Raw genomic sequence first — 25708 nt, forward strand, 5'->3', positions numbered from 1 at the left:
CAAAGTAAATATTTAGTAAAGAGTATCAGACACAAAAAAGGCGTATAAACGCCTTTTTATACCAATCAGTATTAGAGGAATGAGATATAATTAGAATTGGTAATTAATACCCAGATAGAGATTAGCAAGTTCTGAATCAATAATGTCATCGGACGTATCATGCTCAAGATCGGTTAATATCATCTCATAGCCAAGACGTATATTCACATTGTCGGTTATCGCCATATTAAAGCCAGCCCCCCACATCCAACCAGTCGCAGAGTAATCATCGATACCTGCCGACACATCAGTGCTTGCAACCCCTATTTTAATAAACATGGAATAAGTTGGACTAAAAAAGTGGTTCAGTTTTGCAGCCAGTGTGACAGATCTCGCCTTAACATCTCCCTCATCGGCTAAGTTGGCCGTTGTAAAGAAGGTGCTCTCAATGGCCAGATCTTTGCCAAAGCTATAACCAGCATAGCCGCCGTAACTGGCAGCAGACTCATTAAACTCATTGGCTTCGAGCTCACCATAACCACCCATTGCGCCAATATAGTAACCTTGAATGTCTGGAGCCGCTGTTACTGGTGTCGCTAGAAATAGCATCAATAGCGCACTTCCCGTCATAAGTACTTTTTTCATCTCCCCCTCCCTGAAACTCTTCCTATATCTTATTATTACTATTGAATTATCTACTAAAACTTAGCCTACCAGAAAAGAGGACGATAACAACTACGTAACAAGCATATATTTTATTGGGCAGTTTAGGATATGGCTAGCGTGGCAGGAGTGACGGGTATTGTCGGCAAAAACTAACCAAATTTTCGGTTAAACGAGCATAAAGATCTTCCTCAATGTAAGGCAGCTCTTCATTATAAACTCTACTGTCTAACTCTGTCGGCAGGATAAAATTCCCAAGACGGTGCAGGTCGCTCTCTATCTGGCTCTTGGTTTTCTCATCAAAGAAGGCCGACATGGGTGAGGTATCACCTAGATAGCTCTCTTTTAAATAGGCTAAAATATCATCGAAGCTCTTATCCCAGTTTAAATTCGAATTATTTTGCGCTTCCCAGGCTAGCAACTCGATACAGCGCATCACCTCTCCCTGCGCACTAGCAGCCCTGCCACTTTTAGGTACTAAATTCTCCCAGATCCACAACGCCGTATCTTGAGTATTACCAATAATTCTAACTTGCTCTACTTCACGCATATTGTCGACAGTCATAATCAAAAAGGTCATTAACTAAAATCGTTAAGTATATTACCTTCAAATAAGCATAAACCAAAGCCGACAGAGGTCGGCTTTGGAAGATAGGCTTAGACTAATATCATTAGGGCTAATGCTTAGTCGATAAGCCTCTTAATCTAGCTAACAGAGCTAAGCCAACTAGTACCATAAAAGAGAGCGAGCCACCACCATGGCCTTCACTACTGCTATTGCCATTATCAATATAATCTCTATCGCTACTCTCAAGTGGCAATGCATAAAGGCTGTCAAAATTATCAGAGCTGACCGTCGCAACTATGTCTGTATAACCCACTTCATAGAGATCGATTAACACATCATAATAATCAGCTGAATAACCTGAATTAAGAGTTGTTAACACTTCAAAATCATCCTCAGTCGAATCCCCCACAATGGTGAAAATATCTGTGGTGTAATAGTGCTCCCAAGGCCCGCCGTTGCGGCTCAAATACATCTCGGCGTAAACCTCTGCATGCTCATTCTGATAAGCACCATATACATCGGCATCGAAGGTGACACTAAAGGTTTGGTAGAAACCATCATAATCATTATCTTCAAACAAACGGCTGCTGGCATCATAGATGGCAAACTCGTTATAGATAGGATTAGCAAATGCCGCTGGTACATTAGCTTGGGAGTCTCCTTTTACCTTTTTTGGCTGGTATTTTACTGGAATTAACCCTTTTTTATGGGCGCTTATCATCTCTTGTCGAGTTTTAGGTTTCACTCCAGTTGACTGATTATTTTCAGCATTTAAACGCAACTGGTTTAACTGAGTTTGATCAAGCTCCGCCAGTGAACCGATACGTCCCGAATCCACAGTGGTTACCTCAGCACTGCTTAACTCTCGGCCAATAGAGCTGTTTACCTTATCGACAGTAAATCCATCAACATCAAGCTCTGTGGCACTCACCTGTCCTGCCGCCATGGTTAACCCCACCACTAGGCTCAAGGATTGCAGTGTCTTACCCATCTGTGTTGTCAAAATTGCTTGTGTTTCCTGTTTCATATCCTAAGCCTCATCTAATCTTGGTTGTTGAGGTCATTAGAGACGATTTAATGTGAACAGAAGCTGAACGTTGAAAATTAAGCAATTTATCCAACTTGCCTCACTAAGCACATTCAGCCTATGTTCATCTCAACCAGATAAGCTTAGAGAGGTCATGCTTGTACTACATTTAATAAACAAGTACTTAGAAACAAATTAGAGAGTTTCTTAATAGTGTGGGATCTTTTACACTAAGACATCGACTAGTTGTATTGGCTAGTACAAGTTAACTCTCCTATAGGCGGGCACACTGAATGAAGTTAGGCTCTATTTTGATACTCACAGCAACATTAACCACAGCTTCTCTGGTTCCACAAGCCGGGCAGGCGAAGAGTGCGTATCAAATCATGACGACAAGCGCCATGACCATGGCGGGTCAATCGTCTAGACAGGCTAAGAGCCAACTCAGAGTAAAAAGCAAAGATCAAGCTATCCAATTGGTGAAACGTCAATACCGAGGCAAGGTACTTAAGGCTCAATCAAGTCGAGTCAATGGTAATCCGGGCTATCGGATAAAGATGTTATCAAACCAAGGGGTGGTTTTTTATGTTTCTGTGGATGCCAAAACTGGCAGTGTTCGTCGAAATTAATATTCATAGTAATTAACTTAGGGAGGAGACATAGATGAGAATACTCTTAGTCGAAGATGATATTGAGCTACAAACTAACCTGAAGCAACACCTCCTTGACGCTAACTATACCGTCGATGTGGCCTGTGACGGTGAAATAGGCCTCTTCCAAGGTTGTGAATATCGCTATGACGCTGGGATCATTGATGTGGGCCTGCCAAAGATGGATGGTATCGCACTTATCACCACACTCAGAGAGAAAGAGATAGATTTCCCCATTCTTATCTTAACTGCTCGTGACAGTTGGCAAGATAAAGTAGAGGGACTCGATGCGGGCGCCGATGATTACCTGACTAAACCATTTCATCCCGAGGAGTTAGTCGCCAGACTCAAGGCGCTGATCCGCCGCTCTGCAGGCAAAGCAAGCCCCTTGATACACAACGGCCCTTTTAGCATCAACACTAGCAGTTTAGAGGTAAAAAGGGGCGAACAGCTTATCACTTTAAGTGGTTCAGAATATAAGTTATTTGAGTACTTTATGCTCCATCCTGGTGAAGTAAAATCCAAGACGGTACTCACCGAACATATCTATGATCAGGACTTTGACCTCGACTCCAATGTCATTGAGGTCTTTATCAGGCGGTTACGTAAAAAGCTCGATCCTGATAATCAATATGGGCTTATTGAAACGCTACGTGGTCAAGGCTACCGCCTAGCTACACTGACCACTGACAAAGCCTCAAAATAACGAGTTAATATGAAAAGCCAGCTGGCAATGACTCCAAGCAAACCTTCCCCCCTTAACTCGCTTAAGGCTAGGCTTATCGTCAGCGCCCTCTTGCTGATCCTCATTCTGATGCCCTTAATAGGCTTCACTCTCAACGATGCCTTTAAACAGCAGGTAAAAACAGCAGCCAAGAGTGAACTAAGCGCCTATATCTACTCAGTTTTAGCGGTTACTGAGGTTGAAAACAACCAACTGCAGATGCCAGAACTTTTATTAGAAAATCAATTTAATGTGATTCAGTCTGGCCTCTACGCCTTAATCTCTACTCCTAAGGGGGACAAAACCAGCAGCAATAAAGTCACTAAAGAGTGGAAACAAGTTTGGCACTCAGACTCCTTCTTAGGAATAGATGAGCCAACAAACCTCCCTCAACCGGCGATAGGTCAAAGTGAGTTTGCCCAGATAACCCTAGCGGGGAGACCTCATATTATCTACAGCCTCAGTGTCAGCTTCGAGCAGGAGGGGGGGAGCTTTCCTATCACGCTGCATATCATTAAAGATCAAGCCGATTTTCAACTTCAGATAGATAAATTTAACCAGACACTATGGAGCTGGCTACTTCTTCTCATGGCACTGCTGGCAGTAGCACAGCTCACTTGGCTCCTATGGACATTAAAGCCTTTAGCCAAATTTAAGCAGGAGCTACAAGATGTCGAAAATGGTAAAACCATGCAGCTCAGCACAGATTACCCTAATGAGTTACAAGCGGTGGCCTATCAGCTCAATACCTTGCTCATTACCGAGCAAAATCAGCGCAAGCGTTATCGCAACGCCCTATCGGATCTTGCCCACAGCTTGAAAACTCCCCTAGCGGTTATTCAGAGTCAAAAAGGGCTGGACAGTACATCTGTCGAGCAGGTCTCAAATATTAATCGCATTATAGGCCACCAGCTCAAACGCGCTCAATCTGCCGCAGGCTCATCCTGGCATTTAGGCGTCAAACTTGCGCCCATCTCCGATAAACTCATCCGCATATTGGGTAAGATCTATCGCGAGCCTGAGCTAAAACTCAGCAGCAATGTCGACAAGGACGCCATCTTCAGAGGCGATGAAGCCGACCTCACAGAGATATTAGGTAACCTGCTAGATAACGCCTGCAAAGCAGCAAAAGAGCAGGTCATGTTAGATATCTCCCTCTCACAACAGGAGTTAAGCATCAGCGTAGAGGATGACGGCCCAGGCGTGAGTGCTGAGCAGCAGAGTAAAATCTTTGAAAGAGGAACTCGCGCAGACTCCTACGAACAGGGACACGGGATCGGCTTAGCTATCGTTCGAGATCTCCTCGACAGCTATAACGGCAAGCTTGTTATTTCCCGCTCTGAAACGTTAGGGGGAGCCAGATTCTGCATCACCTTTAACCAAAAAAGCTAACTTTCAATCCTATTTTACCCTTCAGCTTATGTTCATCTTCAGCTCTTTATAATGACTTTAACGTCACAAATGGAACTGGAGAGCCTATGAATACGCTCAAATCAAGACTACAGAGTTCAAGATTTACCACGTTTATCAGCTACCTGATTTTACTCATTGCCAGTTCAATCCCAGTAGCCAATGCGCAAGCAGTTGAGGAGCAAGTACAGTTCAGTGAAGCTGAACTGGAGCAGATGTTAGCCCCTATTGCCCTCTACCCAGACAGCTTGTTGACCCATATTTTAATTGCAGCGACCTACCCATTAGAGCTAGTTCAGGCTAATCGGCTGGTGAATAAAAACAAACTCCTGCCCACAGCGCAATTGATGGAGAAAGCCCAGAAAAAAGATTGGGATCCCAGTGTCACCGCCCTGCTGGCCTTTCCCAATGTGTTAGAGAAACTAAGTAGTGACTTGAGCTGGACACAAGATCTTGGCGACGCCTTCTTACAAGATGAAACCCAGATGCTTGCCAGCATTCAATCATTGAGGGCCCAAGCTGACGAAGCCAATAGCTTGGCGGATATGGAGAATATGTCAGTCACTCGAGTCAATAAGCAGATAGTGATTGAGCCTGTACAGAAAGAGTTTGTCTATGTGCCCTATTATGATCCGCGTACCGTCTATGGACATTGGCGCTGGTATAACTACCCTCCTGTATATTGGGCTCCCTATCCCTATTATGTAGGTCGTCCCCATGGTCATTTTTACTGGAATAGCGGCGTACATATCAGCTTTAATTTCTTTTTCAGTGCATTCCATTGGAGTAATCACAGAGTCGTGGTGATCGATCACCGTCATTCACACCACTACAGACACAGAGGTCGTATTGTCACCAGTCATGGCTCGCAAAAGTGGCACCACAAACCACACCACAGACGGGGGGTCGCTTATCGCAGTACCCATGTAAAACAGCGCTATAACAGCCATAGACCCAGCATAGCTCACAGCAAGCAGTTACGTCATGCGGAACGTAACTCACTGGCATATAATAGAAAACATAACAGTCGTCACGACAAGACACTTAAGCAATACAACAAACAGGTCAAGCAACACAGAGAGCAGAGATTTGCTAGTAAGCTACATAATAGCCATAAGCCAGTTAAGGGCCATAGGCCAATTAAGAGCCATCAGCCGGTTAAGAGTCCTCAACGAGTTAATAATCCTCAACGAGTTAAGAGCCACCAACCAGTTAGAAACCATAAGCCTAGTCATTACGACAGAAAAGAGAGGTATAACACAGCCAGTACACATAACAGGGTAAGATCTCAGTTAAAATCAAGGGAGAATACGCAAAGAGAGGTGAAGAAAAGCCAAACTCAAAGGAGTATTCATCAGCCTAGAAATCAGCAAGCTCAACGCAGTATGGACAAACAACAAAGACAGAGCTCGCAGCGGATGAGGGCTCAACAACCTAAGCAGGCTAGACAGTCAACACAGAGGGCTCAGAAGAGTACTCAACAAAGAGTCCACCGAAATACTCAGCAAAGATCACAACATAAAGGACAAGGACAGAGACAAAATAGAAGTAGGGATTAACGCATCCCTATTCGTTAACTGGGAGGCTTAATAACAAACCCTTTCTCAATACCACTTTTAAAGCCCACTGATCCATATAAAGAGTGGGCTTTTTTTAAGTGCTCACCAGAGAGTAACATCACTTTACAGCAGTTTTCCTCCCAAGCCATGGATATTGCAAACTCTAATACTTGTCGGCTTAACCCCTGTCTGCGAAATTTTTCTGAGGTAATAACATGCTCGATAATTGCAAATGGCCTTGCCCCATTTGCAATACTAAGATTGAGGTTTAATGAACAAGTTGACGCAAGCTCACCATCAATATCGGCGACAATAATAAAGGTAAGTGGATCGTCAATAATCTCCGACCACTTCTCTTTGGCAAAATTAACCTCTAAATCTGGGTCTAACGGCCTAAGCTCCCTGTAGAGTTTAAGCACACTAGCTAGATCATTAGACCTTGCAACTCTAATCATACTCACTCTCTAACAAAATGATTTTTGATTCATCCTCAATAAGGCGATCAAAGATAACAAAAGGCTTATCTTCACCACCAATTTGAGTGACCACACTGCCTTTAGGTAATTGAGCATATAAAGAGACCTCAGAAGAGCTCAGCTCATATCGCATAACTCTTGGCCCCTCATCTGCAAAAACAACATAATAGAGCCACTGCTCTGTAAGCATTAAGCCTCGAGGAATTGATGCAACATTAAGAGACAAGAGATCGACAATTCGCTTAGTTTCAGACAAAGCATTTGTCCGCATCAACAGTCCATTAGACATATCAACGTAAATAAGCCCATTGCCATCAGTGGGTTCTTTGACAAACCCACCTGCATTGACAACAAGCTTAGTTAATTTCCCATCGGATAAATCAATCACTGCAAGCGTGTACTGCTTTTGTTCTAACACACTAACATAGATGGCTCCAGTACGATTAGACCACTCGAGCAGATGAGTGTTCACTGGCACTTGATAGCTCATAAGAGGTTGCTGAGACTCGATATCCAAGATAGTTAACTCACTAAAAGCATCTCTCTTATTTAAAAACGCTAATTGCGTATTATCTTGCGACAATAGCGGCTGGCCTAAACTATTGGCCTTTAACCTTGTCATCTGCTGAGATTCATTGGCTTTATGCTGCCAAATTTCAAATGAACCAGAGCGATTAGATACTGAGAAAAATGACTTTGTCTCTGGGGAGTAGATGGCATTAATATCAATAGCATCGCTATTTAACATTTGCGGATAATCAGTCAACCCATACTGGTCTACATTAATGTTACGATGCCAATTCTTATAAACTAAATTAAATGTACCGTCATTGGCAGATGAGAGTTGAGATTGATACTCACTGGAGTGGTTATCAATAACCTGTTCTAACTCCTTACTATCGAGAGCCATTGACCATATCGCAAACCTCCCATCTCGTTTGCCTGAGATCCAAAGCTGATTAGTGCTCACAGGTTCAACACTCAGTATCGAATGAAACTCACTATTAAGTTGCTCTACCACTCCATCAGCCAAATGATACTGATTCAAAACCGTGTAACCATTTGATGTTGAAGTAACAAAAAAAACACTGCGACCATCTAAACTGTATTTTGGCATTCTGTGCATGCCATCAGACAGCTCCATATACAAAGGCTCTGGTTTATCGAAATAAAGTAAAGCTAACCTCTGACTTTTCCCCTCAGTGACATTTAAGACAATATCTTGCTCTAAGGGTGAGATATCAAATGAAGTGATCTCCACACCTCTAGAAAACAAAACCTGTTTTTCCCTACTCTCTATATTGTCCTGAATAAGCTGACAATCTCGCTTGATACACTTTATATAGTAAATATACTTGCCACTCGCCCCCCATAGAGGAAAACGGTAAATAGCATCTTGTTCAGTTAACGCAACTTTTTTATTGGTCTGCAGATCCATCAAAAAAATCTGATTAAACCTATTCTCTGGAAAGGACTGAACAAATAAAACATTCTTTTGGGAAGGACTTAAAGCAGGCATTTCCACTTGGCTATCTGAATGACTTAATAAGGTTGACCGAAACCTATGAACCTGACTATCAGAGTCATATCTTGTTAGGAAAAAGCTCACTACAACTACAGTCAAGATTACTGCGACTGAGAGCGTCACAAATAGAGACCATTTAAAAAATGGCTTAGATTCAGAACTCTCAACCAAGCACTCAACATTTCCCTCATCAACTGACTTTTGTTCAAGAGGATAGATAAAGCAATAGCCTTTGCGGGCAATGGTTTCGATGAACTGGGGGGACTGAGCCGAATCATTGAGAATTTTTCGCAACTCAAAGATAGCTCGGGTGATCACATCGAGTCCAACCACAGTGTCAGGCCACAGAGATTGGGCAATAAATTCGCGACTCACAACTTGACCTTGATGTCGCAGAAGAAAACATAAAACTTGCATAATTTTGGGCTCTATTTTTATCGATTGCCCATCTATTTCAAGCTTATTGTGCGCAGGAAATACTAAACAGTTTGCAAATTGAAATGTCATAGCGCGAGCCAAGCCTTATATAATACTATGTTTTTATTAAACAAATTAAACCATCATCTCCCCATAATTGTTAAATCATTGTACGTTAACTGGATTTAACTTACAAAACTCTCTACACACCACACCTTGCAAATGGAATCTTTATGGGAATCGATAAAATACTACTAACCACCTCAGTTGTCACTTTAGCTACCCTGTTTGTGCCTCAAGCTAAAGCCGACATTATTACCCTAAACATTGAGGGCGAAGGAAGTGTTAATGCAACAGAAGCCAACATTACCTGTAACGAGAACTGTGTCATTGAAAACGACCTAGCAGAGAATACACTAGTCGCCAGTCCTTCGGAAAACTGGGAGTTCACGGGATGGACTGGGCAACAGTGTGATGCAGGTAATGAGGTATTCATTAATAAGCAATCATCCAGACTAAGTGCTGTATCAGGAGGCGCTAAAACATTAAGAAGCGCAGATATCAATGGTGATGGCAAAGAGGATCTCGCTGCCATTAGTCTATTTAACGGTAAAGTCATTACATTAACAAACGATGGCTCAGGAACATTTACGGAAAAAACTGTCGAAGGAGGCTTAAGTTACCCATCCTCACTGGATTTTTATGATTGGGACTATGATGGTGATCAAGATCTGATTGTTTCGGTATATGGTCAATCCAAGCTTAAACTGTATAGCAATGATGGCAATGGCGATTTCAGCTTTAACCGTGATATCTTAATTGAAGATACTAAGCCCTACGCAATTACTATCACTGACATCAATGATGACCAACAAGCAGATTTAATTGTGTCATCATTTTCAGCCGATATCTCAGGCGATCTATTTCAGTTAGTGACAAGTATTAAATCCCCTAAAACATCGCTATTTACACTCCAAGATGGGGAGTTTGTACTTGAAAAAACACTTTCAGATAATGCTGCTATCACCTTAGATATCAGCAAAAGTGTCGATTCAAATGAGTTCTTAGTTATCGCAGCAGAGATTGTGACAGGAGAAACTGTTCTGTATAAAACAGATGAATCCTCCACGACCAGAACCGTGGTCGATACCCGCCCCGCAAGTTATGGCGCAGCTTTTGGTGATATTGATAACAACGGTACAGTTGACATATTGGCAGCCTACTACCGCCCTTCAGTGCTTGGGCTCTACTATAACAAGGGGGATAATACCTTTACAGATATGCAAGCTATAACAAAGCCAAGTGAAGGGGTTACCGCGGCAGTGATTGCAGACTTAAACAGTGATGGCTATCAAGATGTCGCAACAGGTGAGTTTAATAATCAAAGGTTTTATTACTTTGCAACTAACAGCTACAAAGACTGCATAGTAAAACAGGGAGGCGATATCTCTCTTACTGCTCAATTTGCTCAAATCTCAAATCCAACACCACCAAGTACACCAGCCCCCGAGGAGGATAGCTCTTCAGGTGGCGGAGCTTTATCTTGGTATTCACTGCTGTGTGCACTCATCATCGCATTAGGTTTAGCCAACTCTAGACAAGCAAGAGTACAAAATAAGATCTAAAACTTTAAAGGACTAACAGAGCCTATTAACCACTCAGCCCCAGTCTACTTAGTTTTTAGCAAACAGGGGCTGAGCTTCTACTTAGTTTTTAGCTGACCATTAGTACTAGCTTACTTGCTTAAAGTTTTCATCAGAAAATAGCGCCCAGGGCTGCCAGAGAATTCAGGGATCTCTCCTGCGATCTTAAAACCTAACTTCTGATAGAAGAGTGGCGCTTGAATTGACAAAGTATCCACTTGGGAGACTCTGCACCCTCGCCCTATGGCTTGGACTTCGGCTGATTCCATCAGCTTCCGGCCAAGCCCAGTACCTCGATACCTCTTATCAACCCACACCACCTCAATTAAAAAATTACCGTAAATGGTGCGCCCTGATACGCCGCCGATTAACTCGCCATTATCATAAGCAGCGACAGATAGTGGTTGAGTGGCTTCACCCCCTATCTGATCATGGAGATGTTGCCGTACTCCCTCGACCAGCACATTCACCAAATCAGGAGCCTCTTCATTAATCACTTGAAACTTCATTTACGCTCCTTGGCTTACGCAACTCAATTGACCTGGCTTTAATTGAGTAGAGATGAATTGACTAGGCCAGACATCAGCCAGAGGCTCAAAACCCTCAGGGGGCGTTGCAGAAGCACGCCAATAAGTGCGCCCATCATCGGTGCGTTTAAGCAGTTTATGATTACAAAGCTCACGACGAATTAAAGAAAAATCTTTAAAGTCGAGATAATCGACTAAAATTTCATTCACTTGCCGCTCACTATAGCTCTGTTGGTACTGAAATCGGCACCAGAAAAACCACAAACTCAGCTGCTGAATTGCGTATTTTGCAGGCCACCCCTGCATTACGTAATCAGCACTCATAAAGGGTTTTAATTTCTTAGGGATAGGAACCGATAATTGAGGTTGCGAAGAGGATAGCAGCTCTTCATGCTGCTGACGCAACTGCTGGAAGTTTTGCAGGCCCGAGGCCTTAGCTAAGATGTTTAGCATCTCGACATGGCTAGGAAACGACTCATGTTGCTGCAACTGTTTACGCAAAGATTTAGCCAACGCCGAGATATCGTCGCAGCTAAAGGGGATCAGATTTTTTGACATAAGATTTACCCGTTTTATGGGTGCCAAGCAGATGAACACAAACGTGTTCATGGGTCAGTGATCGCCATTCCAAACAAGGCACACAAAAAATTAGGTAGCCTGATACCTTAAATTTGATATCTATATAGGGATTCTCAGCAGGTTTAGCGCTGCACTAAAAAGAGCAGTGGCGATGCCTAGGTGGTCTGCCGACCTTAGGTATTATCTTAACGGGGTTAAGATAAATTGCAACAATCAGTTAAGAGACTTGCCTGATAGCAAGTTTCAAATATCTTTTAGATTGGGTTCATTAGGCTGCATTGGTATTTGGTTCGTTTCCTAAATACCATAACTAAGCTAATGTTTACTGCCTGCAGCAAGCTTTAGTGTAAACACTTCAGTGACACGCTATGAATATGTCCCTTTACGCTCTGCGACATCATCCTTGATGTCGAAGGTCACAGCCGCGTTCACACCTGATTGTTTATCTCTTCGATTGAACTTACTGGTTGTAGCGCATTTTTGGACTGGAATTAGTTAGTGCTTAGGCTCTGAATTATTCGATTCACATTATCATTACTAATGATTATCTTAAGAAAGCGGGTTTATGTTCACTAAGAGATGGATCACTGTTCACTCTCGAAACAAGAAGCTACCCAGAGATTTTATCTAAATGAACCGCCCTGTGCGGAGCCGCATGCAGAGTGGTGCGGGAGCTGGAGCTGGAGGTTAGATACCTCCGGCTACCCGATTACATATTTTACTTGATAGTTATGTACTCTAGTCGACAGTATTCACCATGTGGAAATTTAACTGAATCGTCAATAGTAACCAATACCTCTTTACCTGACATTTTCGCAGCTAGAATTATTGAGATAGCAGTTTCGTTACCTTTGGGTACAGAGATAGCAAGCTGACCTCCATACTTGTGACAGCTAGGAATTTTATCTGGGCTTACCAAACCAAACCAAACCAAAGGTGTCCCCTCCATGAAGCAGCTAAAGTACTTGAGGACTCATGATACCGAATCTGCCCTATTGTTGCTGATATATCAAACCTTGCTGAATTAACAGCTCCAGAAATAGTAAGCATAAATAATAAAAGTGTAATTTTGAATTTCATATTCTATCCGATTGGTGGTATGTAACGAGCCTGTAGAATTCTCGTTCTTGATTGATTTTTAATACCATACAAGGACAGTATCGAAGTTTCTATGGCTATTCAATTTTTCACTTAGCAGTATTCTTTGATGGGCTTTTAGCGGAGATTTCAGTTTAAGTTAACCTAAGTGCTTTTATGGGGCTCTTATAGGTTTTTAGCCGCTGATTTGGATGGCGAAAAGGCTATCAGCCTTAATGCATCCTACTTTGTAGCTTCTCTATATTACGGACTAAGCTGCACATCTACCATTGTGCATTCACCTTAGTTTGACCTCATCAAAAGATAGGACTGGCATAACTTATAGACTATTCAAAACCCTCTCATATTAGCTTTTATATAGCCAAAGCTTTACGTGTTAGCGATTTACTCAGATAAGTCAAAATCGAAGAGAAAAATTAGTCAGTGCTGATGCGGCTGTGACGTGTCACAGAAGTAACTGCACATAAGCACGTTGCAAGCGATAGATCACAATGAAAGGCAGATCTTCAAAAAACTCACCAATATCAAAAATATAAATGAACCAAACCAGAAGATGTAATCAGACTTCATTCGAAGACTAGCTAACTTTGGGGCAAAAACTAGTCACGAAACCCTACCAAGTAAAGCCAAATCGAAGAGATACTCTTGCTTAAAATCAGCAAGTGTAGGTGCGGCTGTGGCCGTTGACAGCATGGACGCTGTCGTCGAGCTCTGAGGACCCCCCCTGATGATTATTAGACAAATTAAATGAATAGGGTGAACTTACACCTTGAGTATGAGCTGATGAAGGTGCGAACAAACTTCAAACCTAGGAACCCAAGGTGCAAGTGCTATCTATCCTACATCAATCTCTCTATGAACACTGTCCAGAAATTCATCTAAAACGTCTCAACTCCCTCATGCTTGCTTGCCAAGCACTCGTAGACTCAGATGAGCTGACTTTGACTTCATTAGGTCGGCATATCAATAACAGTGCGACACACACTAAACACTCCATTAAGCGTATGGATAGGTTGCTTGGTAACCATCATCTGCACAAGGAAAGAGTTGCTGTCTATCAGTGGCATGCCAAATGGTTGATTTGCAATAACACCATGCCCACAGTATTAGTTGATTGGTCTGATATGAAAGAGGGACGAGAGCTTATCGCACTTAGAGCATCCATAGCGTTAAAAGGCCGCTCAATCACACTCTATGAACGAACATTTCCACTCGCTCTCCAAGGAACACAGCAGGCTCATAACCAGTTTTTGCATGAATTAAGCACAGTGCTCCCCAAGTCTGTTACCCCACTCATTGTGACCGATGCTGGATATAGAAATCCTTGGTTTAGAGAGGTTGAAAAACTCGGCTGGTATTGGCTAGGGCGTGCTAGAGGGCTAAGTGTTTATCGGCCTCATCCTAATGGCCGCCAAATATCGTTAAAAGAGTTATACCCTTCAGCTTCAAGCCGAGCCAAATATGTAGGACAGGTTGCGCTATCGGTTAAAAAGCCGTTGCTATGCGAGCTGGTACTTTTTAAAGAGCGCGCGAAAGGGCGAAAAGGGCAAAGAAGTACGACAACCGACTGTCATCATACGGCTCAATGGACCTATGAACGAACAGCCAAAGAACCCTGGGCATTGGTTACCAACCTGACGATGGAAGCAATGGCGCCTAATAAATTGGTCAATATCTATCGTAAACGTATGCAGATAGAGGAGACATTTCGGGATTTAAAAAGCCCTGCTTACGGGTTTAGCCTACGCCACAGCCGTACAAGAAGTGCGGCTAGAATGGATATCTTGCTACTCATTGCTTTGCTTGTTCAGCTCGCATTTTGGTGAGTAGGACTGTTTGGGCTGACAAATAAATTACAAAGCCAATTTCAAGCTAACACAGTAAAAAATCGTAGTGTGCTATCCGTAGTAAGAATGGGAAAAGAGTTACTAAGGCGAAGGAGGTATTACAAAATGTCCGATAAAGACCTCCTGGAATCGATGAGGCAATTATCAGACTTATCAAGGTCTCACGGATGCTGGGGAGCAGAATTATGAGGGGATCCTACAGGGCTCTGCGACATAATCCTTGATGTCGAAGGTCACAGCCGTGTTTACACTTGAGTGTTTATCTCTTCAAATTAGGTTTTATATTTATGACTCACTTCTGGACAGAAATTGCTTAGAGCACTCAGTCTAAGTTGACTAGTCTTGATTAGAAAAAATGTCTAAACCTCCCAAATTCACTCCGACCCCTTTATCTCCTTGTCTCTGCTACCATAAGCCCATAAAATTTATCGGAGTTCATTCTCGACCGACAAGCTTTCTGAACCAAAGTGCATAGCAACCTAACGCCACGGATTAAACGGCAAGAGAGTAATATTTTGAAATTTTAGAACTCTAGAAGTGAAACGTAGGAGGTGATTAATATATTGAAACTATAGGTTTATTTTCTTGACCGTCGGTGCTAAGGGCTTCCTACTACTAGCAAAAAGTGTAAATTAAGCTCCCCAACTTAAATCAGCGTGAACTCTCGCGCTGCTATTTACTATATAAAGGTATCACTCGGGATAAGGACGCGGCTTCGAGCGGCCTATCCTTATACGTTATATTTTTAATTTGCAATCCACACATCTCTAATCTCAGGAAAGGAAACACTACCACCCCAAAAATAATTAGTTGAACAACCGCTCGACCAAAAACCAACTTTTTTCCCTTGAGCATGAGCAGACATAATTAGACCGAGCATATCTTTATATTGGGGCATAGTGCTTTTTATATAAACTTTATTTTTAGCCGAACAATTATCAGGGTTTGATGGGTGATTATCTTTCATCCACACTACCAAACCAGCATTTCCAAGAATCTGATACTTCTCTATTTCACCGCCAGAACCTAATGAGTGTATATACCCTGATGAAAACACATTGAATGATACAAAACTAGATAATAGTAATAACCTTTTTAAAAGCATTAAACTCTCCTTGAAAAATATAACGAGCCTGTAGAATTACTCGTTCTTGATTGATTCTTAATACCATACAAGGACAATATCGAAGTTTCTATCGCTATTCAATTTTTCACTTGGCTTTATTCTTTGATGGGCTTTTAGCGGAGGTTTCAGTTTAAGTTAGCCTAAGTGGCTTTTATCACTAACAAAGGGGTCGTAGCGAATTAGCTAATAGCTAATGGTTCAATCGAAGAGATAACCTTCTTGTAAATCAGCAAGTGTAGGTGCGGTTGCGAGCTTCCAAAACAAGGATGTTTTGGTAGAGCCCACATGGATGTGCTTGCGGCGTCTCACAGAAGTAGCTGCACATAAGCCTGCGGCAAGCAATAAACAGCAATGAAGGTGAGACCTTCAAATACATCTCACAATACCTATTCTGCCAGAAGCTAAAATAGAAAATGTAATCAGTCTTCATTCGAAGACAAATCAACACCTTTTAAGCAAGCTAAACCCATAATAGCGGTAATACCCAAGCAGATTACTAGCGATAAATATAAGCTCCATCAGCACAGCGGTGGGCGAACCGGCGAGGTAGTTGTGCAGTAACCAAAGTGATGTTCCCACTATCATCAGTTGTCGCAACCGTTGATCACTTTGGCAAAATGCCGCTGTGGTCTGAAAAACGGTGCCACTGAAACTGAGCAGGCTCAGCAAGCCAGAGAAGGTCGCTGCAGTTATCATCAGTGCATAAAACAGAAACATCGACATAAGTCGTTTAGAGGTACTAAAAATACTGGAGAAGTAGCGAATACAGGCTAGCATCATCAAGCCTGCTGCCGTCCACTGCTCGAGCAAGATAAAGTGCGCGCTAATTAAGAGTCCCGATACTGATAAACAGGCAACAATCTTCTGCCTCTGTTTAAACTGAAATGATGCAATATCAAAAACGATAGCGATGGCAATTAGCACCTGAGACCAGATAAATAGTGACACTTAACTCCCCTTCTTAGCAGCAATAATGCAGAAACAGGATTATGCCCACAAGTTAGATTGAAGGAATTAACTTAAGTTAAGAGGGGAAAACTAAAGTGAGAGTCTCGCTTTCAATCTAGAAAGACTCACAGGGCTAATACCGATATAACTGGCAAGTTGAATGTTATTAAGTTTTTCGACCCATAAGGGCCAAGCTTCCAGCAGATGAAGGTACCTCTGCTCAGGTGTTTTCAGCAGTAAAAATGCCTCTTTTTGCTCTTTAAACAGTAACTGTTGTTTCAACAAATTGAGCTGAGCTGGGATCCATTGTGGCAGTGACAGCAAGCTTAGGGGAATTTGCACCACTCGCGCCTTATCTAGCGCTTCTATCTGATATTGAGAGGGCGCTCGTGTTAACCAACTTGTGTAGAGAAAACAGAGCTCACCGGGAAAATAGAACTCCTTACAACGTTCACTGCCCTGCTCACCATAGTGACACGCCCGTAATATTCCAGACAGAATAAAGTAGCCATACTCTTGCTGACTACTCTGCGCCAGTAAAACATCAGCGCCACTCAAGGAGAGAGGTTTAATGTGTGAATAACTCGCCTCTATGGTCTTACTCTCTAGCCCTAATTGAGCTAAAAAGTGAGATAGAAAAGTCATCTCCTCTTGGGTCATACGGGCCATCAATTACCGCCATTTATATACATTTTGCTCGATTTAATAATAGATTTCATAGGGTGTAGAGCATAAGCATTTACTCACACAGATAAACCACACAGCATCAATTAAGCGACCACACTTTACGTCATTAACAAAGTCGATTTCAAGCTCTTGAGCTTAGTTGAGAGTCCAGTCAAAACTCAGTCGAAAACACTACTTCTGTTTAAAAAAGCCACACAAAATATAGGCTTAATAGATTTTTATGATTCATTCAATCGATAAAGACCATTTCTTTTAATCTCTATTTCCGTTCTACACTGTTTACAGGCAGAGAGAGCGTGTGTAGTAAATTAAGAGAATCCAATGGATATAACAAAAAAGAGCTGTTTAGTATTATCGATGAGCCTGGCATTCAGTGTCCAAGCAGAAACATTAACCCGTGACAATGGCGCCCCAGTTGGTGACAACCAAAATTCAATCACTGCTGGCAGTAATGGCAGCGTACTGCTACAAGATGTCCAGTTAATCCAAAAACTACAACGTTTCGCTCGTGAGCGTATTCCTGAGCGTGTGGTTCACGCCAGAGGAACCGGTGTCCATGGTGAGTTTGTAGCCAGCACTGATTTAAGTCGTCTAACTCAAGCGGCGCCGTTTGCCGAAAAGGGCAAGGTCACTCCTGTGTTTGTTCGTTTCTCAACGGTTATTCACTCTAAAGGTTCACCAGAAACCCTGCGCGACCCTCGTGGATTCGCAACTCGTTTCTATTCAGATCAAGGGAATTGGGATCTAGTGGGTAACAACCTGCCGGTATTCTTTATCCGTGACGCGATCAAGTTCCCAGATATGGTGCACTCACTTAAACCATCACCTGTGACCAATCTCCAGGATCCAAACCGTTTCTTCGATTTTTTCAGCCACGAAGGCACAGCAACCAACATGCTGACCTGGGTTTACACTAACTTAGGCACTCCATCGAGCTACCGTAAGATGGATGGCTTTGGTGTGCATGCCTACAAGTTTGTTAACGATGAAAACCAAGTGAAATACGTTAAGTTTCACTGGAAAAGCCAGCAAGGTGTCGAGGGGTTAAGACCTAACGAGGTCACTAAGATTCAGGGGCAAAACTTTAATCACCTAACCGATGACCTTTACAGTGAGATTAACAAGGGCAACTACCCTAAATGGGATCTTAAGGTCAAAGTCTTGAGCCCAAGCGATCTGAATAAGTTCGACTACAACCCGCTTGATGCAACCAAGATGTGGCAAGATGTGCCGGAGACGACCGTGGGCACTATGACCCTAAACCGTGTTCCAGGTAACTTCTTCCAAGAGACCGAGCAAGCAGCGTTTGCACCATCTAACTTAATTCCGGGTATCGAGCCTTCAGAAGATAAGTTACTCCAAGGACGCATCTTCTCCTATGCCGACACTCAGCTTTATCGTTTAGGAGCAAATCTGTCTCACCTGCCGATCAACCAAGCTAAAGTCACGGTGGCAAATCACAACCAAGAGGGGGCAGGTAATTATGGCCACACCAGCTCAGATGTGAACTATCAGCCAAGCACTAAACTGGCACTGACTGATGACTCTCGCTACCGCGCCGTAAACACTAAGCTTTCAGGTACAGTGCAGCAGGCCGTTATCGCAAAGCAAGATAACTTCACCCAAGCTGGCGTTTTATACCGCAGCCTAAGCAAGCAAGATAAGAGCGATCTTATCACTAACCTATCTGGCGACTTAGGCAAGGTAGAGGACAGCAATGTTAAACATCAGATGCTGAGCTACTTCTACCGAGCAGATAAAGAGTTCGGCCAACGTTTAACCAAAGCCGTTAATGGCGACCTCAAAGAGGTGAAAAAAAGAGCCAAAAGTTAAACGCATTGGCATAACCAACTAACGCTAAAGGGCAGGCGTTCACGAGTACTTAATATCGAGTACCAAGTAAGCCCCGCAAGACGTAATTTTGCTCTTTTCTGCCCTGTTTAGAGTGCGTCTTGCGGGCAACCTAAAGAATACCAATCAGTATAAAAAGCTAATGCAACCCAGTCGTAGTGACTCCCCTTATCGAGGTTAAACTTATGTCCAGCTCTCTCTCATTGAAATCTATCTTTATACTGCTCAGTGTAAACTTAGGTGTGAGTGTTCTTGTCTCTCTTTTGTATGTCTCCTACTCCTTGGCAAGTCCTCTCGAACTCAATAAAAAAGACAACCTAGCCCAGAGCCATTTAAGCCCAAAAAAAGGTGAAAACAGGGACGCACAACTCTTAATGGATTACTTCTTTGCCGCCGCCAGAACTGGCGATGTGGAGGTCTTAACTCACTTTATCGAAGCCGGTTTTCCCATCGACCAGCGTAACAATCAGAGCTACACCGCCCTGATGGTATCAGCTTATAACGGGCAGGAACTCGCTACCCAAGCTCTGCTTGACCGTGGCGCCAATGCCTGCCTTCAGGATAAGCGGGGAAACACCGCAATCATGGGCGCAGTGATAAAAGCAGAATTTTCAATTATTAAGCAGCTCTACAGCCAAGAGTGTGACGCTAAACTCACCAATAAGTCAGGCATGACACTGGAAGATTTTGCTCAGTACTGGGGTCAAAGTGACACACTAAGGGATGCTAGCTTGGCTGCTAAGCAATAAAGCTTACATCCCTTCATGCCACCTTTACCGTTTAAGGGCAGGAAGCTGCGTAAATATCCCCGACCCAACTGCTGTTATCGATAAATGGATTGCGGTTATTTTGCCACTCAAAGATACGGTTGTTGCGGCGACGCTCCCAATCACTGACAGGGTCTTGTTGGTGCCAGCTAAGCAAGGTACACAGATCCCCAAGCAGCGCCTGCCCAGTTGTGGTTGTTCCGCTTACAATGCTTAAGTCTGGTGTACCACTGCTATCACTGCCCTCATAACGCACATCCATATAGAAGATCATACGTGCGACATCGCCCTTCACTTCATCTTTGGGCTCGAAACTATCAGAATCCGTTCGATTACCTGGCGCTTCAGATATCTCGCTGCCTCCCATGGCAAAGTCTTTATTGCCTCGACTACTGTTCACTGTCACATCAGATGGACGCAGGTGATGCATATCGGTATAGCCGTGCTGGCCACTGCTAGGGAAGCCGTGGCTTTTTGCCCAAACATGTTCACGATTCCACGCATCGGGTGAGTTACTCATACCTGCACGGTTAGTTTTTGGCTCAGAGCGACCAGTGTAGAGCAAGATAACATTATTACTGTTGGTAGGATCTTCATCGGCATAGCCCAATCCATCCCATACTTGGCTGTAACTAAAACGTGTGTGCCCCTTAATTTTGCCATTAAGGCTGGCTTTTAATGCGCTACCTGTTTTACCAATGGCATCGGCATAGTAGGTTGTATAAACATAGTCACCATTATCGCCACCTGAGCCATCTCCTCCACCATCTCCACCGCCCGTTCCTGCGGTGTAGTTCAGCACTAGAGTGACACCACTAAAGGCGCTATAAGCTTGAAGATTAATATAGTAGCGTCCGGTAACAGGATTAGTCACACTGCACTGCTCATTATTACCTGACAGATATGGCGCGCAATCATACACACTTAATGTTGGCTCACTGCCTTGACGAAGATAGAGATCGGCATCCCCTGTACCACCACTCATGGTCACACTAACTCCAGAGGCACCAGCGGGAAGATCGGCTACAAATTTAAGCGTCCCACCTTGAGCCGCACTTAAGTCAGTCTTGGCTTGACCATTGCCCAGTTGATTATCACTACCACCGCCATCGCCTCCACCATCACAGTCAGCAGTTAAGCTCCCCATGCCTGGGTTGCCAGCATTATCACTGGCCGCCCAATCGGCGGCAGATTTAGTGTTAATCACAGTCGTTCTGTGCAGAGACACATTGCGAACATTGAGAGACCATCCCGTGATTCCGCCTTCCCAGGCAACAAGGTCAACCTCCTCAGCCCCTTTTTTCAATCGTACAAAGTCACCCGAATTCCCTAGAGCTAACGACATTGGCGATAGATCTGGAGTCTGGTTAAACAGGCTATTAAACCCAGCAGAGTTGGCTGCAACGGTGAAATACTCCCCCGAAGCTACAGTGCCCTGCAGCTGATAACTGCTGCCATTATCACTTAATTGATACTCGCTCAGATTAAGGCTACTACAGCCTGCGTTAAACAACTCAACGTACTCCTCAACGCTGTCATTATTCGGCGCGTCATATAAGACTTCACTGATTAATAGATTTGCATTAGCACTAAATGCCAATGTAGAAAGTAGCGCGACCACAGATAATTTTGATATTTCCATCATAAACATCACTTTTTGTTTTTTATTATCTTATTCAGCACATAAATGAACTGACCCCGCACTTCTCATCCATATTAATGAATGTATACCAATTGATATTGAAGTGCTGGCGGCATAATAACCAAGCTTTGTTACAATAAGAAACATTTAAACTATTAACTTGATAACTATTATTTAAAATCAATAAATAGTACGAGCTAATACCAATTGGTATGAAATATTTCTAAAAAATTGATACCCATTTAGCCTTTAAGCAGAGAGTTATGCTATCTCAGCACTCAACTCTTGATGCATTAAGGGGAGATCTCTTGCCTGCTCCCTCAAGTAATCCATCCCAGAGAGGAAGCCCATAAACATCTTAAGGGCGATAAACTGCCCCTGCTCTGTGGTCACATACTGACCACCATCTTTTTTTATCGCTCCTGCACCAATCAAGTAACTCATCTCTAAGGGAAAAGCTTGCCATAAAGTTTTGCCTGTATGTTGGTAAAAAACCGAGTTATCAAGGCGGCCATGGCCCATCATAATCATCAAATGATGCTGCAGTAGCGCACTAGTCTCTATCTGCTTAGTGTAGCAAGTGCCACTTTGTTGCTGTTTTATCAGCTGAATATAATCTTGAATATCGAAGCTTGAGATCCTAAATTGCTCACCAAATCGACCAAAAGCCCCCGAGCCAACACCGAAGCAATCCTCCCCATCGAGTACATATTTGTTTTCAACAGCTTGGCCGAAGTTACGACTAAAGGTCCAGGGAAACTCCATCAAATAGCGTCCACTTAACGCCTTTTTCACAGCTAAAAATTGTGCCCATAAAGCGTGTGGGTCTCCAGCAAGGGAGCCCGCTTTCTTACGGTTTTTACCTATCCCTATGGTCAATGGATAGGTGGTAATTTGATCTGGTTTCAATCTTAAGGTTTGCTTCAGATCCCAGAGCACAGACTCAGGGGTTTGTGTGTTAAATCCATACATCATATCCAAATTTACCGTAGGGATAAGCGTAATCGCCCGAGCGACATAATCAGCCTGCTCCAGACCCGAACCAAACTTCTCAAAACGCCCACTTGCTTTTAAAATCTTATCATCGAAGCTCTGCACTCCAATGGACATACGATCGACCAAGCCGCTAAGAAGTTGAGGGTTTCCCTCCTTAAAGTAGATAGGATCGCTTTCACAAGAGACCTCTCGGATGGAAGTCAGCCCCTTGATCATCTCTATGGTCTTAATCAGCTCATCTTCCAGTATTGTGGTGGTGCCACCACCAATATAGACGCGATTAAACCGGTAACCCTTGGCTATCACCTCACGGATCTCCTGCCTAAGCGCAGTAAAATACTCTCTGGCTAATGGCTCACTGAATTTAACCTTATGGAAAGAGCAGAATCGACATAGGGTATGGCAAAAGGGGATATGTATATACAAGGTCTCTATCGGCTTAGATGGGATAGCGTTTTCATCACTTTCCACACTCAGTGGCGTCGTATTGCTCAAAGAAAGCGACTGCTTTATTGTGCGGTTCATCACCCAATCTAAACTGTCTGTAGCAAGCAATAAGCGTGTATTTAAGCGTGAGTCTTTCATAACGTATTCCATTACTGTTACTGCATTACCTCTATTTAAAGATAATACCAAGTAAGAAAAGTAGTAAGTTCAGACTAGCCAAATCATAAATTTTAAAATGATGCACAGACGATATATTGAATATTATTTATTGATTTTTATTAAATTTGCCTATCAGAGCACATTGTTTCAATTAAGTTAATCAATACTAATCAGTATAATTAATATACTGAACAATCCTCCCCTTAATTAACTTAATTTAATATGCTAGATTAGCTGCTCGCCTTAAAATGGATAAACTCAATAGTAGGGAGGACAAGGTTTGATTATTGCTGAAACTGAACGACTCATACTGCGCCGCTTCACTGCGGAGGATAAGCAGGCAGTTTTTCTTTTAAATAGCATACCCGAGATATTAACCTATATCCCAGGAGAGCCAATGTCATCGGTTACTCAGGCCGAGCAGATCTTAAATGAGCTAGTATTCCCAGGTTACGAGAAGTTTGGCTTTGGACGATGGGCGGTTGAACATAAAGCCGATAATAAGGTTATTGGTTTTTGCGGACCTACCTTTGTTCAAGAGTATAACGAGGTCGAGCTGGGTTATCGTTATCTACCTGATTACTGGGGCACTGGAATAGGGTTCGAAGCCGCTCAAGCTGCCTTAACCAAGATCCCAAGTTTTGATATAGACCATGTGATTGCACTCATTCTTCTGGGCAACAGAGGCTCTGAAGCCCTTGCTAGAAAAGTCGGCATGACGGAGCGAGAGCGCAACACATTTATGGGGCACAAGGTTAACGTTTTTCATAAGTCACTTTAAGTCGCCTTAAAGCCGACTCTAAATCCGCCCCAATGTTTACCTTTTACAAAGATAGGCACAGAGAGATCGTGCATCACCTCACCAGTGTCCCGCTTATAGGTTTGTAACAACACAGCTTGGGTGTGTTGGCCGCAGCGTATGCCTGTGGGATCATCAAAAAGCCGTTTCGTTCGGTTACTGAGTATATCTACCTCGGCTTTGCCTGTTAGCTTTTTACTGAAACAGAGGTTATGGGTTGGAAAGTAGCCCCTCATATCCACACAACCGGCATACACTATCTCCCTGTGACTCCCCAGTATAGGCTCCTGAACTGCCGGGAAGCAACTATCTGTGTAGCCATCAAATTCGGTGCTGTATTTAACGGGATCAGTATTGGCAATAGGTCGATATTGTGGAGAGAAGAGGTCATGCTCTCTAAACTTGCCACTCGCTAAGCCCGCCTCCAACAAGGCTCCACACTGTTTCGCCCCCTCTTGGGCTTGCTTAAGCACGCTTTGATCTAAAGTTTGTGTATCGAAATCTGCCAATTCAGTAAATATCCCCTCGGTGGTTTTAGATAGCCCAAAGGCTTGCTCAGACACGCTATTACTTTGCTCTGCAGTACTCTCCAATGAGTCATGGATCTGAGCCACTGAGCCTGAGATCTCATGGGTGGTGCTGGTTGACTCTTTCAGTGCCTCCTCCATCTGACTCAAAGACTCAGCAGATTGAGCTATCGACAAAGAGATCTGATTGAAACTCACATCAAGCTTGGCCATCACCTCAACCGTACCTGAGGTTTTGCACACCACCTGCTCCATTAAAGCTGATGTCCTATCGGCCTCTGAGCTAACCTCCAAAAGCATCTTAGCGATGTCGCTGGTCGCTTGTGCAGTCTTGCCAGCTAAATTACGTACCTCGTCGGCTACGACAGCAAAACCCCGTCCCTGATCACCGGCTCGCGCCGCTTCAATAGCGGCATTTAGTGCCAGCAAGTTTGTCTGCTCAGCAACCGAATTAATTAACTCTGTAATATTTTGAATGCTCTGAGCTTTCTCCTTTAACGCATGGACCTGCTGAGCTGCAGTATTAATGTCTACGCTCAGTGACTCTATAGTATCAACGCCCACTTCCGCCTGAGCACGTCCCTCAACACTAAAGCGTTCGGCATCTTGAGCCTGAAGGAGAATATGGGCTGCGTTATCGCTCAACTGACCTGTGGTGACACTCAGCTCCTCCGCCGCCACAGAGATCTGACTGGCACTCTCGCCGTTTTTTTCAATGGAGAGATTGAGGGTATCGATAAAGTGGGAGACCTCAGCAGCGCCAATAGCAATCTTGCTGGTATGAAGGCTTATCTGTTTAGTCGCTTTATTAATATGGCTAGACTCTACTGTTTGAGTCTCATTACTTACTCTTCGATCAGCTCTTATAACGAGCCAGCGCCCTCCTAGAAACATCAACAAGGTGCTAAGCAGGGCTAACAGAAAACTGGTCACAAACATATTAAGCTGCCAAGGCAAACTCGCCAAAAGCAGGCTGCAGAGAAAGACCACGAAAAAAGCAGAGAGTGTTCGAGCTAAGGTTTGTTCAGCCATGCATCACCAAAGTATTGATAACCCATTAGCGCTGA

Annotated in this window: 21 protein-coding genes and 1 pseudogene; 9 read left to right on the top strand and 13 right to left on the bottom strand. The window is 43.4% G+C overall.

Annotated features, from left to right (window positions below):
- Window positions 1–90: 90 nt before the first annotated feature.
- From K0625_RS18160 to K0625_RS18170, 3 genes are all read right to left on the bottom strand, one after another.
- Window positions 91–624 (bottom strand): outer membrane beta-barrel protein, encoded by a 534-nt coding sequence (locus tag K0625_RS18160; protein WP_220110978.1) that lies wholly within the window; start codon window positions 622–624, stop codon window positions 91–93.
- A 133-nt stretch (window positions 625–757) separates the two neighbouring features.
- Window positions 758–1222 carry a hypothetical protein gene (locus tag K0625_RS18165; RefSeq protein WP_220110979.1) on the bottom strand — a complete coding sequence of 155 codons (465 nt, stop codon included), beginning with the start codon at window positions 1220–1222 and terminating at the stop codon, window positions 758–760.
- Between the two features lie 97 nt (window positions 1223–1319).
- Entirely contained in the window at window positions 1320–2237 is a 918-nt protein-coding gene (locus K0625_RS18170) for a choice-of-anchor H family protein (RefSeq protein WP_220110980.1), read from the bottom strand.
- Between the two features lie 293 nt (window positions 2238–2530).
- On the opposite strand from K0625_RS18170, the gene K0625_RS18175 reads away from it, so the two are divergent.
- The 4 genes from K0625_RS18175 to K0625_RS18190 all read left to right on the top strand — a co-directional run bounded on the left by K0625_RS18175 (window position 2531) and on the right by K0625_RS18190 (window position 6580).
- Window positions 2531–2866, top strand: a complete 336-nt coding sequence (locus K0625_RS18175; RefSeq protein ID WP_220110981.1) for a PepSY domain-containing protein — start codon at window positions 2531–2533, stop codon at window positions 2864–2866.
- A gap of 34 nt (window positions 2867–2900) precedes the next feature.
- Window positions 2901–3593 carry a response regulator transcription factor gene (locus K0625_RS18180; protein WP_220110982.1) on the top strand — a complete coding sequence of 231 codons (693 nt, stop codon included), beginning with the start codon at window positions 2901–2903 and terminating at the stop codon, window positions 3591–3593.
- A gap of 9 nt (window positions 3594–3602) precedes the next feature.
- A complete protein-coding gene (locus tag K0625_RS18185; protein WP_220110983.1) occupies window positions 3603–5003 on the top strand; it encodes an ATP-binding protein in 1401 nt (466 codons plus the stop codon).
- Window positions 5004–5089: 86 nt separating this feature from the next.
- Window positions 5090–6580, top strand: coding sequence for a DUF3300 domain-containing protein (locus K0625_RS18190; RefSeq protein ID WP_220110984.1), 1491 nt, complete (start codon window positions 5090–5092; stop codon window positions 6578–6580).
- Between the two features lie 14 nt (window positions 6581–6594).
- Here K0625_RS18190 and K0625_RS18195 read toward each other — a convergent pair whose 3' ends face one another.
- Both K0625_RS18195 and K0625_RS18200 read right to left on the bottom strand, forming a co-directional pair.
- Window positions 6595–7035 (bottom strand): GNAT family N-acetyltransferase, encoded by a 441-nt coding sequence (locus K0625_RS18195; RefSeq protein WP_220110985.1) that lies wholly within the window; start codon window positions 7033–7035, stop codon window positions 6595–6597.
- The gene (locus K0625_RS18200) at window positions 7028–9088 is read right to left on the bottom strand and encodes a winged helix-turn-helix domain-containing protein (protein WP_220110986.1); all 2061 of its coding nucleotides are present in this window, start codon (window positions 9086–9088) and stop codon (window positions 7028–7030) included. The genes K0625_RS18195 and K0625_RS18200 overlap by 8 nt, the downstream gene beginning before the upstream one ends.
- Window positions 9089–9231: 143 nt before the next feature.
- Between K0625_RS18200 and K0625_RS18205 the strand changes: the two genes are divergently transcribed.
- The gene (locus K0625_RS18205) at window positions 9232–10623 is read left to right on the top strand and encodes an FG-GAP repeat domain-containing protein (RefSeq protein WP_220110987.1); all 1392 of its coding nucleotides are present in this window, start codon (window positions 9232–9234) and stop codon (window positions 10621–10623) included.
- A gap of 110 nt (window positions 10624–10733) precedes the next feature.
- On the opposite strand, the gene K0625_RS18210 is transcribed toward K0625_RS18205, so the two are convergent.
- Together K0625_RS18210 and K0625_RS18215 are read right to left on the bottom strand one after the other, a co-directional pair.
- On the bottom strand, window positions 10734–11150 hold the full coding sequence (locus K0625_RS18210) for a GNAT family N-acetyltransferase (protein WP_220110988.1): 417 nt from the start codon (window positions 11148–11150) through the stop codon (window positions 10734–10736).
- A complete protein-coding gene (locus K0625_RS18215) occupies window positions 11151–11726 on the bottom strand; it encodes a DUF2087 domain-containing protein (RefSeq protein WP_220110989.1) in 576 nt (191 codons plus the stop codon).
- 1940 nt (window positions 11727–13666) lie between these two features.
- Between K0625_RS18215 and K0625_RS18220 the strand changes: the two are divergent.
- Window positions 13667–14881, top strand: a pseudogene (locus K0625_RS18220) (IS4 family transposase).
- Between the two features lie 556 nt (window positions 14882–15437).
- On the opposite strand, the gene K0625_RS18225 reads toward K0625_RS18220, so the two are convergent.
- The 3 genes from K0625_RS18225 to K0625_RS18235 all read right to left on the bottom strand — a co-directional run bounded on the left by K0625_RS18225 (window position 15438) and on the right by K0625_RS18235 (window position 17435).
- The gene (locus K0625_RS18225) at window positions 15438–15797 is read right to left on the bottom strand and encodes a hypothetical protein (protein ID WP_220110990.1); all 360 of its coding nucleotides are present in this window, start codon (window positions 15795–15797) and stop codon (window positions 15438–15440) included.
- A gap of 462 nt (window positions 15798–16259) precedes the next feature.
- Window positions 16260–16766: a YgjV family protein gene (locus K0625_RS18230; protein WP_220110991.1), complete on the bottom strand. Its 507-nt coding sequence runs from the start codon at window positions 16764–16766 to the stop codon at window positions 16260–16262.
- Between the two features lie 90 nt (window positions 16767–16856).
- A complete protein-coding gene (locus K0625_RS18235; RefSeq protein ID WP_220110992.1) occupies window positions 16857–17435 on the bottom strand; it encodes a Crp/Fnr family transcriptional regulator in 579 nt (192 codons plus the stop codon).
- 339 nt (window positions 17436–17774) lie between these two features.
- On the opposite strand from K0625_RS18235, the gene katE1 reads away from it, so the two are divergent.
- On the top strand, window positions 17775–19286 hold the full coding sequence (gene katE1 / locus K0625_RS18240; RefSeq protein WP_269902815.1) for a catalase KatE1: 1512 nt from the start codon (window positions 17775–17777) through the stop codon (window positions 19284–19286).
- Between the two features lie 203 nt (window positions 19287–19489).
- Window positions 19490–20053, top strand: a complete 564-nt coding sequence (locus tag K0625_RS18245; RefSeq protein ID WP_220110993.1) for an ankyrin repeat domain-containing protein — start codon at window positions 19490–19492, stop codon at window positions 20051–20053.
- A 31-nt stretch (window positions 20054–20084) separates the two neighbouring features.
- On the opposite strand, the gene K0625_RS18250 is transcribed toward K0625_RS18245, so the two are convergent.
- A complete protein-coding gene (locus K0625_RS18250) occupies window positions 20085–21716 on the bottom strand; it encodes an endonuclease (protein ID WP_220110994.1) in 1632 nt (543 codons plus the stop codon).
- A gap of 258 nt (window positions 21717–21974) precedes the next feature.
- Window positions 21975–23294, bottom strand: a complete 1320-nt coding sequence (locus tag K0625_RS18255) for a coproporphyrinogen III oxidase family protein (RefSeq protein ID WP_220110995.1) — start codon at window positions 23292–23294, stop codon at window positions 21975–21977.
- 301 nt (window positions 23295–23595) lie between these two features.
- Here K0625_RS18255 and K0625_RS18260 point away from each other — a divergent pair, with 301 nt between their 5' ends.
- Window positions 23596–24096, top strand: coding sequence for a GNAT family N-acetyltransferase (locus K0625_RS18260; protein WP_012326001.1), 501 nt, complete (start codon window positions 23596–23598; stop codon window positions 24094–24096).
- Here the strand turns inward: K0625_RS18260 and K0625_RS18265 are convergent.
- Window positions 24093–25673 carry a methyl-accepting chemotaxis protein gene (locus K0625_RS18265; RefSeq protein ID WP_220110996.1) on the bottom strand — a complete coding sequence of 527 codons (1581 nt, stop codon included), beginning with the start codon at window positions 25671–25673 and terminating at the stop codon, window positions 24093–24095. The genes K0625_RS18260 and K0625_RS18265 overlap by 4 nt on opposite strands.
- Window positions 25674–25708 lie beyond the last annotated feature (35 nt).

The sequence above is a fragment of the Shewanella nanhaiensis genome, assembly GCF_019457885.1.
In the GTDB taxonomy this organism is placed as follows: Bacteria; Pseudomonadota; Gammaproteobacteria; order Enterobacterales; family Shewanellaceae; genus Shewanella; species Shewanella nanhaiensis.

What these genes read in the sequence shown, in the direction of transcription:
- K0625_RS18160 (WP_220110978.1), bottom strand. Translation starts at nt 624, where the DNA reads ATGAAAAAAGTACTTATGACGGGAAGTGCGCTATTGATGCTATTTCTA.
- K0625_RS18165 (WP_220110979.1), bottom strand. Translation starts at nt 1,222, where the DNA reads ATGACCTTTTTGATTATGACTGTCGACAATATGCGTGAAGTAGAGCAA.
- K0625_RS18170 (WP_220110980.1), bottom strand. Translation starts at nt 2,237, where the DNA reads ATGAAACAGGAAACACAAGCAATTTTGACAACACAGATGGGTAAGACA.
- K0625_RS18175 (WP_220110981.1), top strand. Translation starts at nt 2,531, where the DNA reads ATGAAGTTAGGCTCTATTTTGATACTCACAGCAACATTAACCACAGCT.
- K0625_RS18180 (WP_220110982.1), top strand. Translation starts at nt 2,901, where the DNA reads ATGAGAATACTCTTAGTCGAAGATGATATTGAGCTACAAACTAACCTG.
- K0625_RS18185 (WP_220110983.1), top strand. Translation starts at nt 3,603, where the DNA reads ATGAAAAGCCAGCTGGCAATGACTCCAAGCAAACCTTCCCCCCTTAAC.
- K0625_RS18190 (WP_220110984.1), top strand. Translation starts at nt 5,090, where the DNA reads ATGAATACGCTCAAATCAAGACTACAGAGTTCAAGATTTACCACGTTT.
- K0625_RS18195 (WP_220110985.1), bottom strand. Translation starts at nt 7,035, where the DNA reads ATGATTAGAGTTGCAAGGTCTAATGATCTAGCTAGTGTGCTTAAACTC.
- K0625_RS18200 (WP_220110986.1), bottom strand. Translation starts at nt 9,088, where the DNA reads ATGACATTTCAATTTGCAAACTGTTTAGTATTTCCTGCGCACAATAAG.
- K0625_RS18205 (WP_220110987.1), top strand. Translation starts at nt 9,232, where the DNA reads ATGGGAATCGATAAAATACTACTAACCACCTCAGTTGTCACTTTAGCT.
- K0625_RS18210 (WP_220110988.1), bottom strand. Translation starts at nt 11,150, where the DNA reads ATGAAGTTTCAAGTGATTAATGAAGAGGCTCCTGATTTGGTGAATGTG.
- K0625_RS18215 (WP_220110989.1), bottom strand. Translation starts at nt 11,726, where the DNA reads ATGTCAAAAAATCTGATCCCCTTTAGCTGCGACGATATCTCGGCGTTG.
- K0625_RS18225 (WP_220110990.1), bottom strand. Translation starts at nt 15,797, where the DNA reads ATGCTTTTAAAAAGGTTATTACTATTATCTAGTTTTGTATCATTCAAT.
- K0625_RS18235 (WP_220110992.1), bottom strand. Translation starts at nt 17,435, where the DNA reads ATGGCCCGTATGACCCAAGAGGAGATGACTTTTCTATCTCACTTTTTA.
- katE1 (WP_269902815.1), top strand. Translation starts at nt 17,775, where the DNA reads ATGGATATAACAAAAAAGAGCTGTTTAGTATTATCGATGAGCCTGGCA.
- K0625_RS18245 (WP_220110993.1), top strand. Translation starts at nt 19,490, where the DNA reads ATGTCCAGCTCTCTCTCATTGAAATCTATCTTTATACTGCTCAGTGTA.
- K0625_RS18250 (WP_220110994.1), bottom strand. Translation starts at nt 21,716, where the DNA reads ATGATGGAAATATCAAAATTATCTGTGGTCGCGCTACTTTCTACATTG.
- K0625_RS18255 (WP_220110995.1), bottom strand. Translation starts at nt 23,294, where the DNA reads ATGAAAGACTCACGCTTAAATACACGCTTATTGCTTGCTACAGACAGT.
- K0625_RS18265 (WP_220110996.1), bottom strand. Translation starts at nt 25,673, where the DNA reads ATGGCTGAACAAACCTTAGCTCGAACACTCTCTGCTTTTTTCGTGGTC.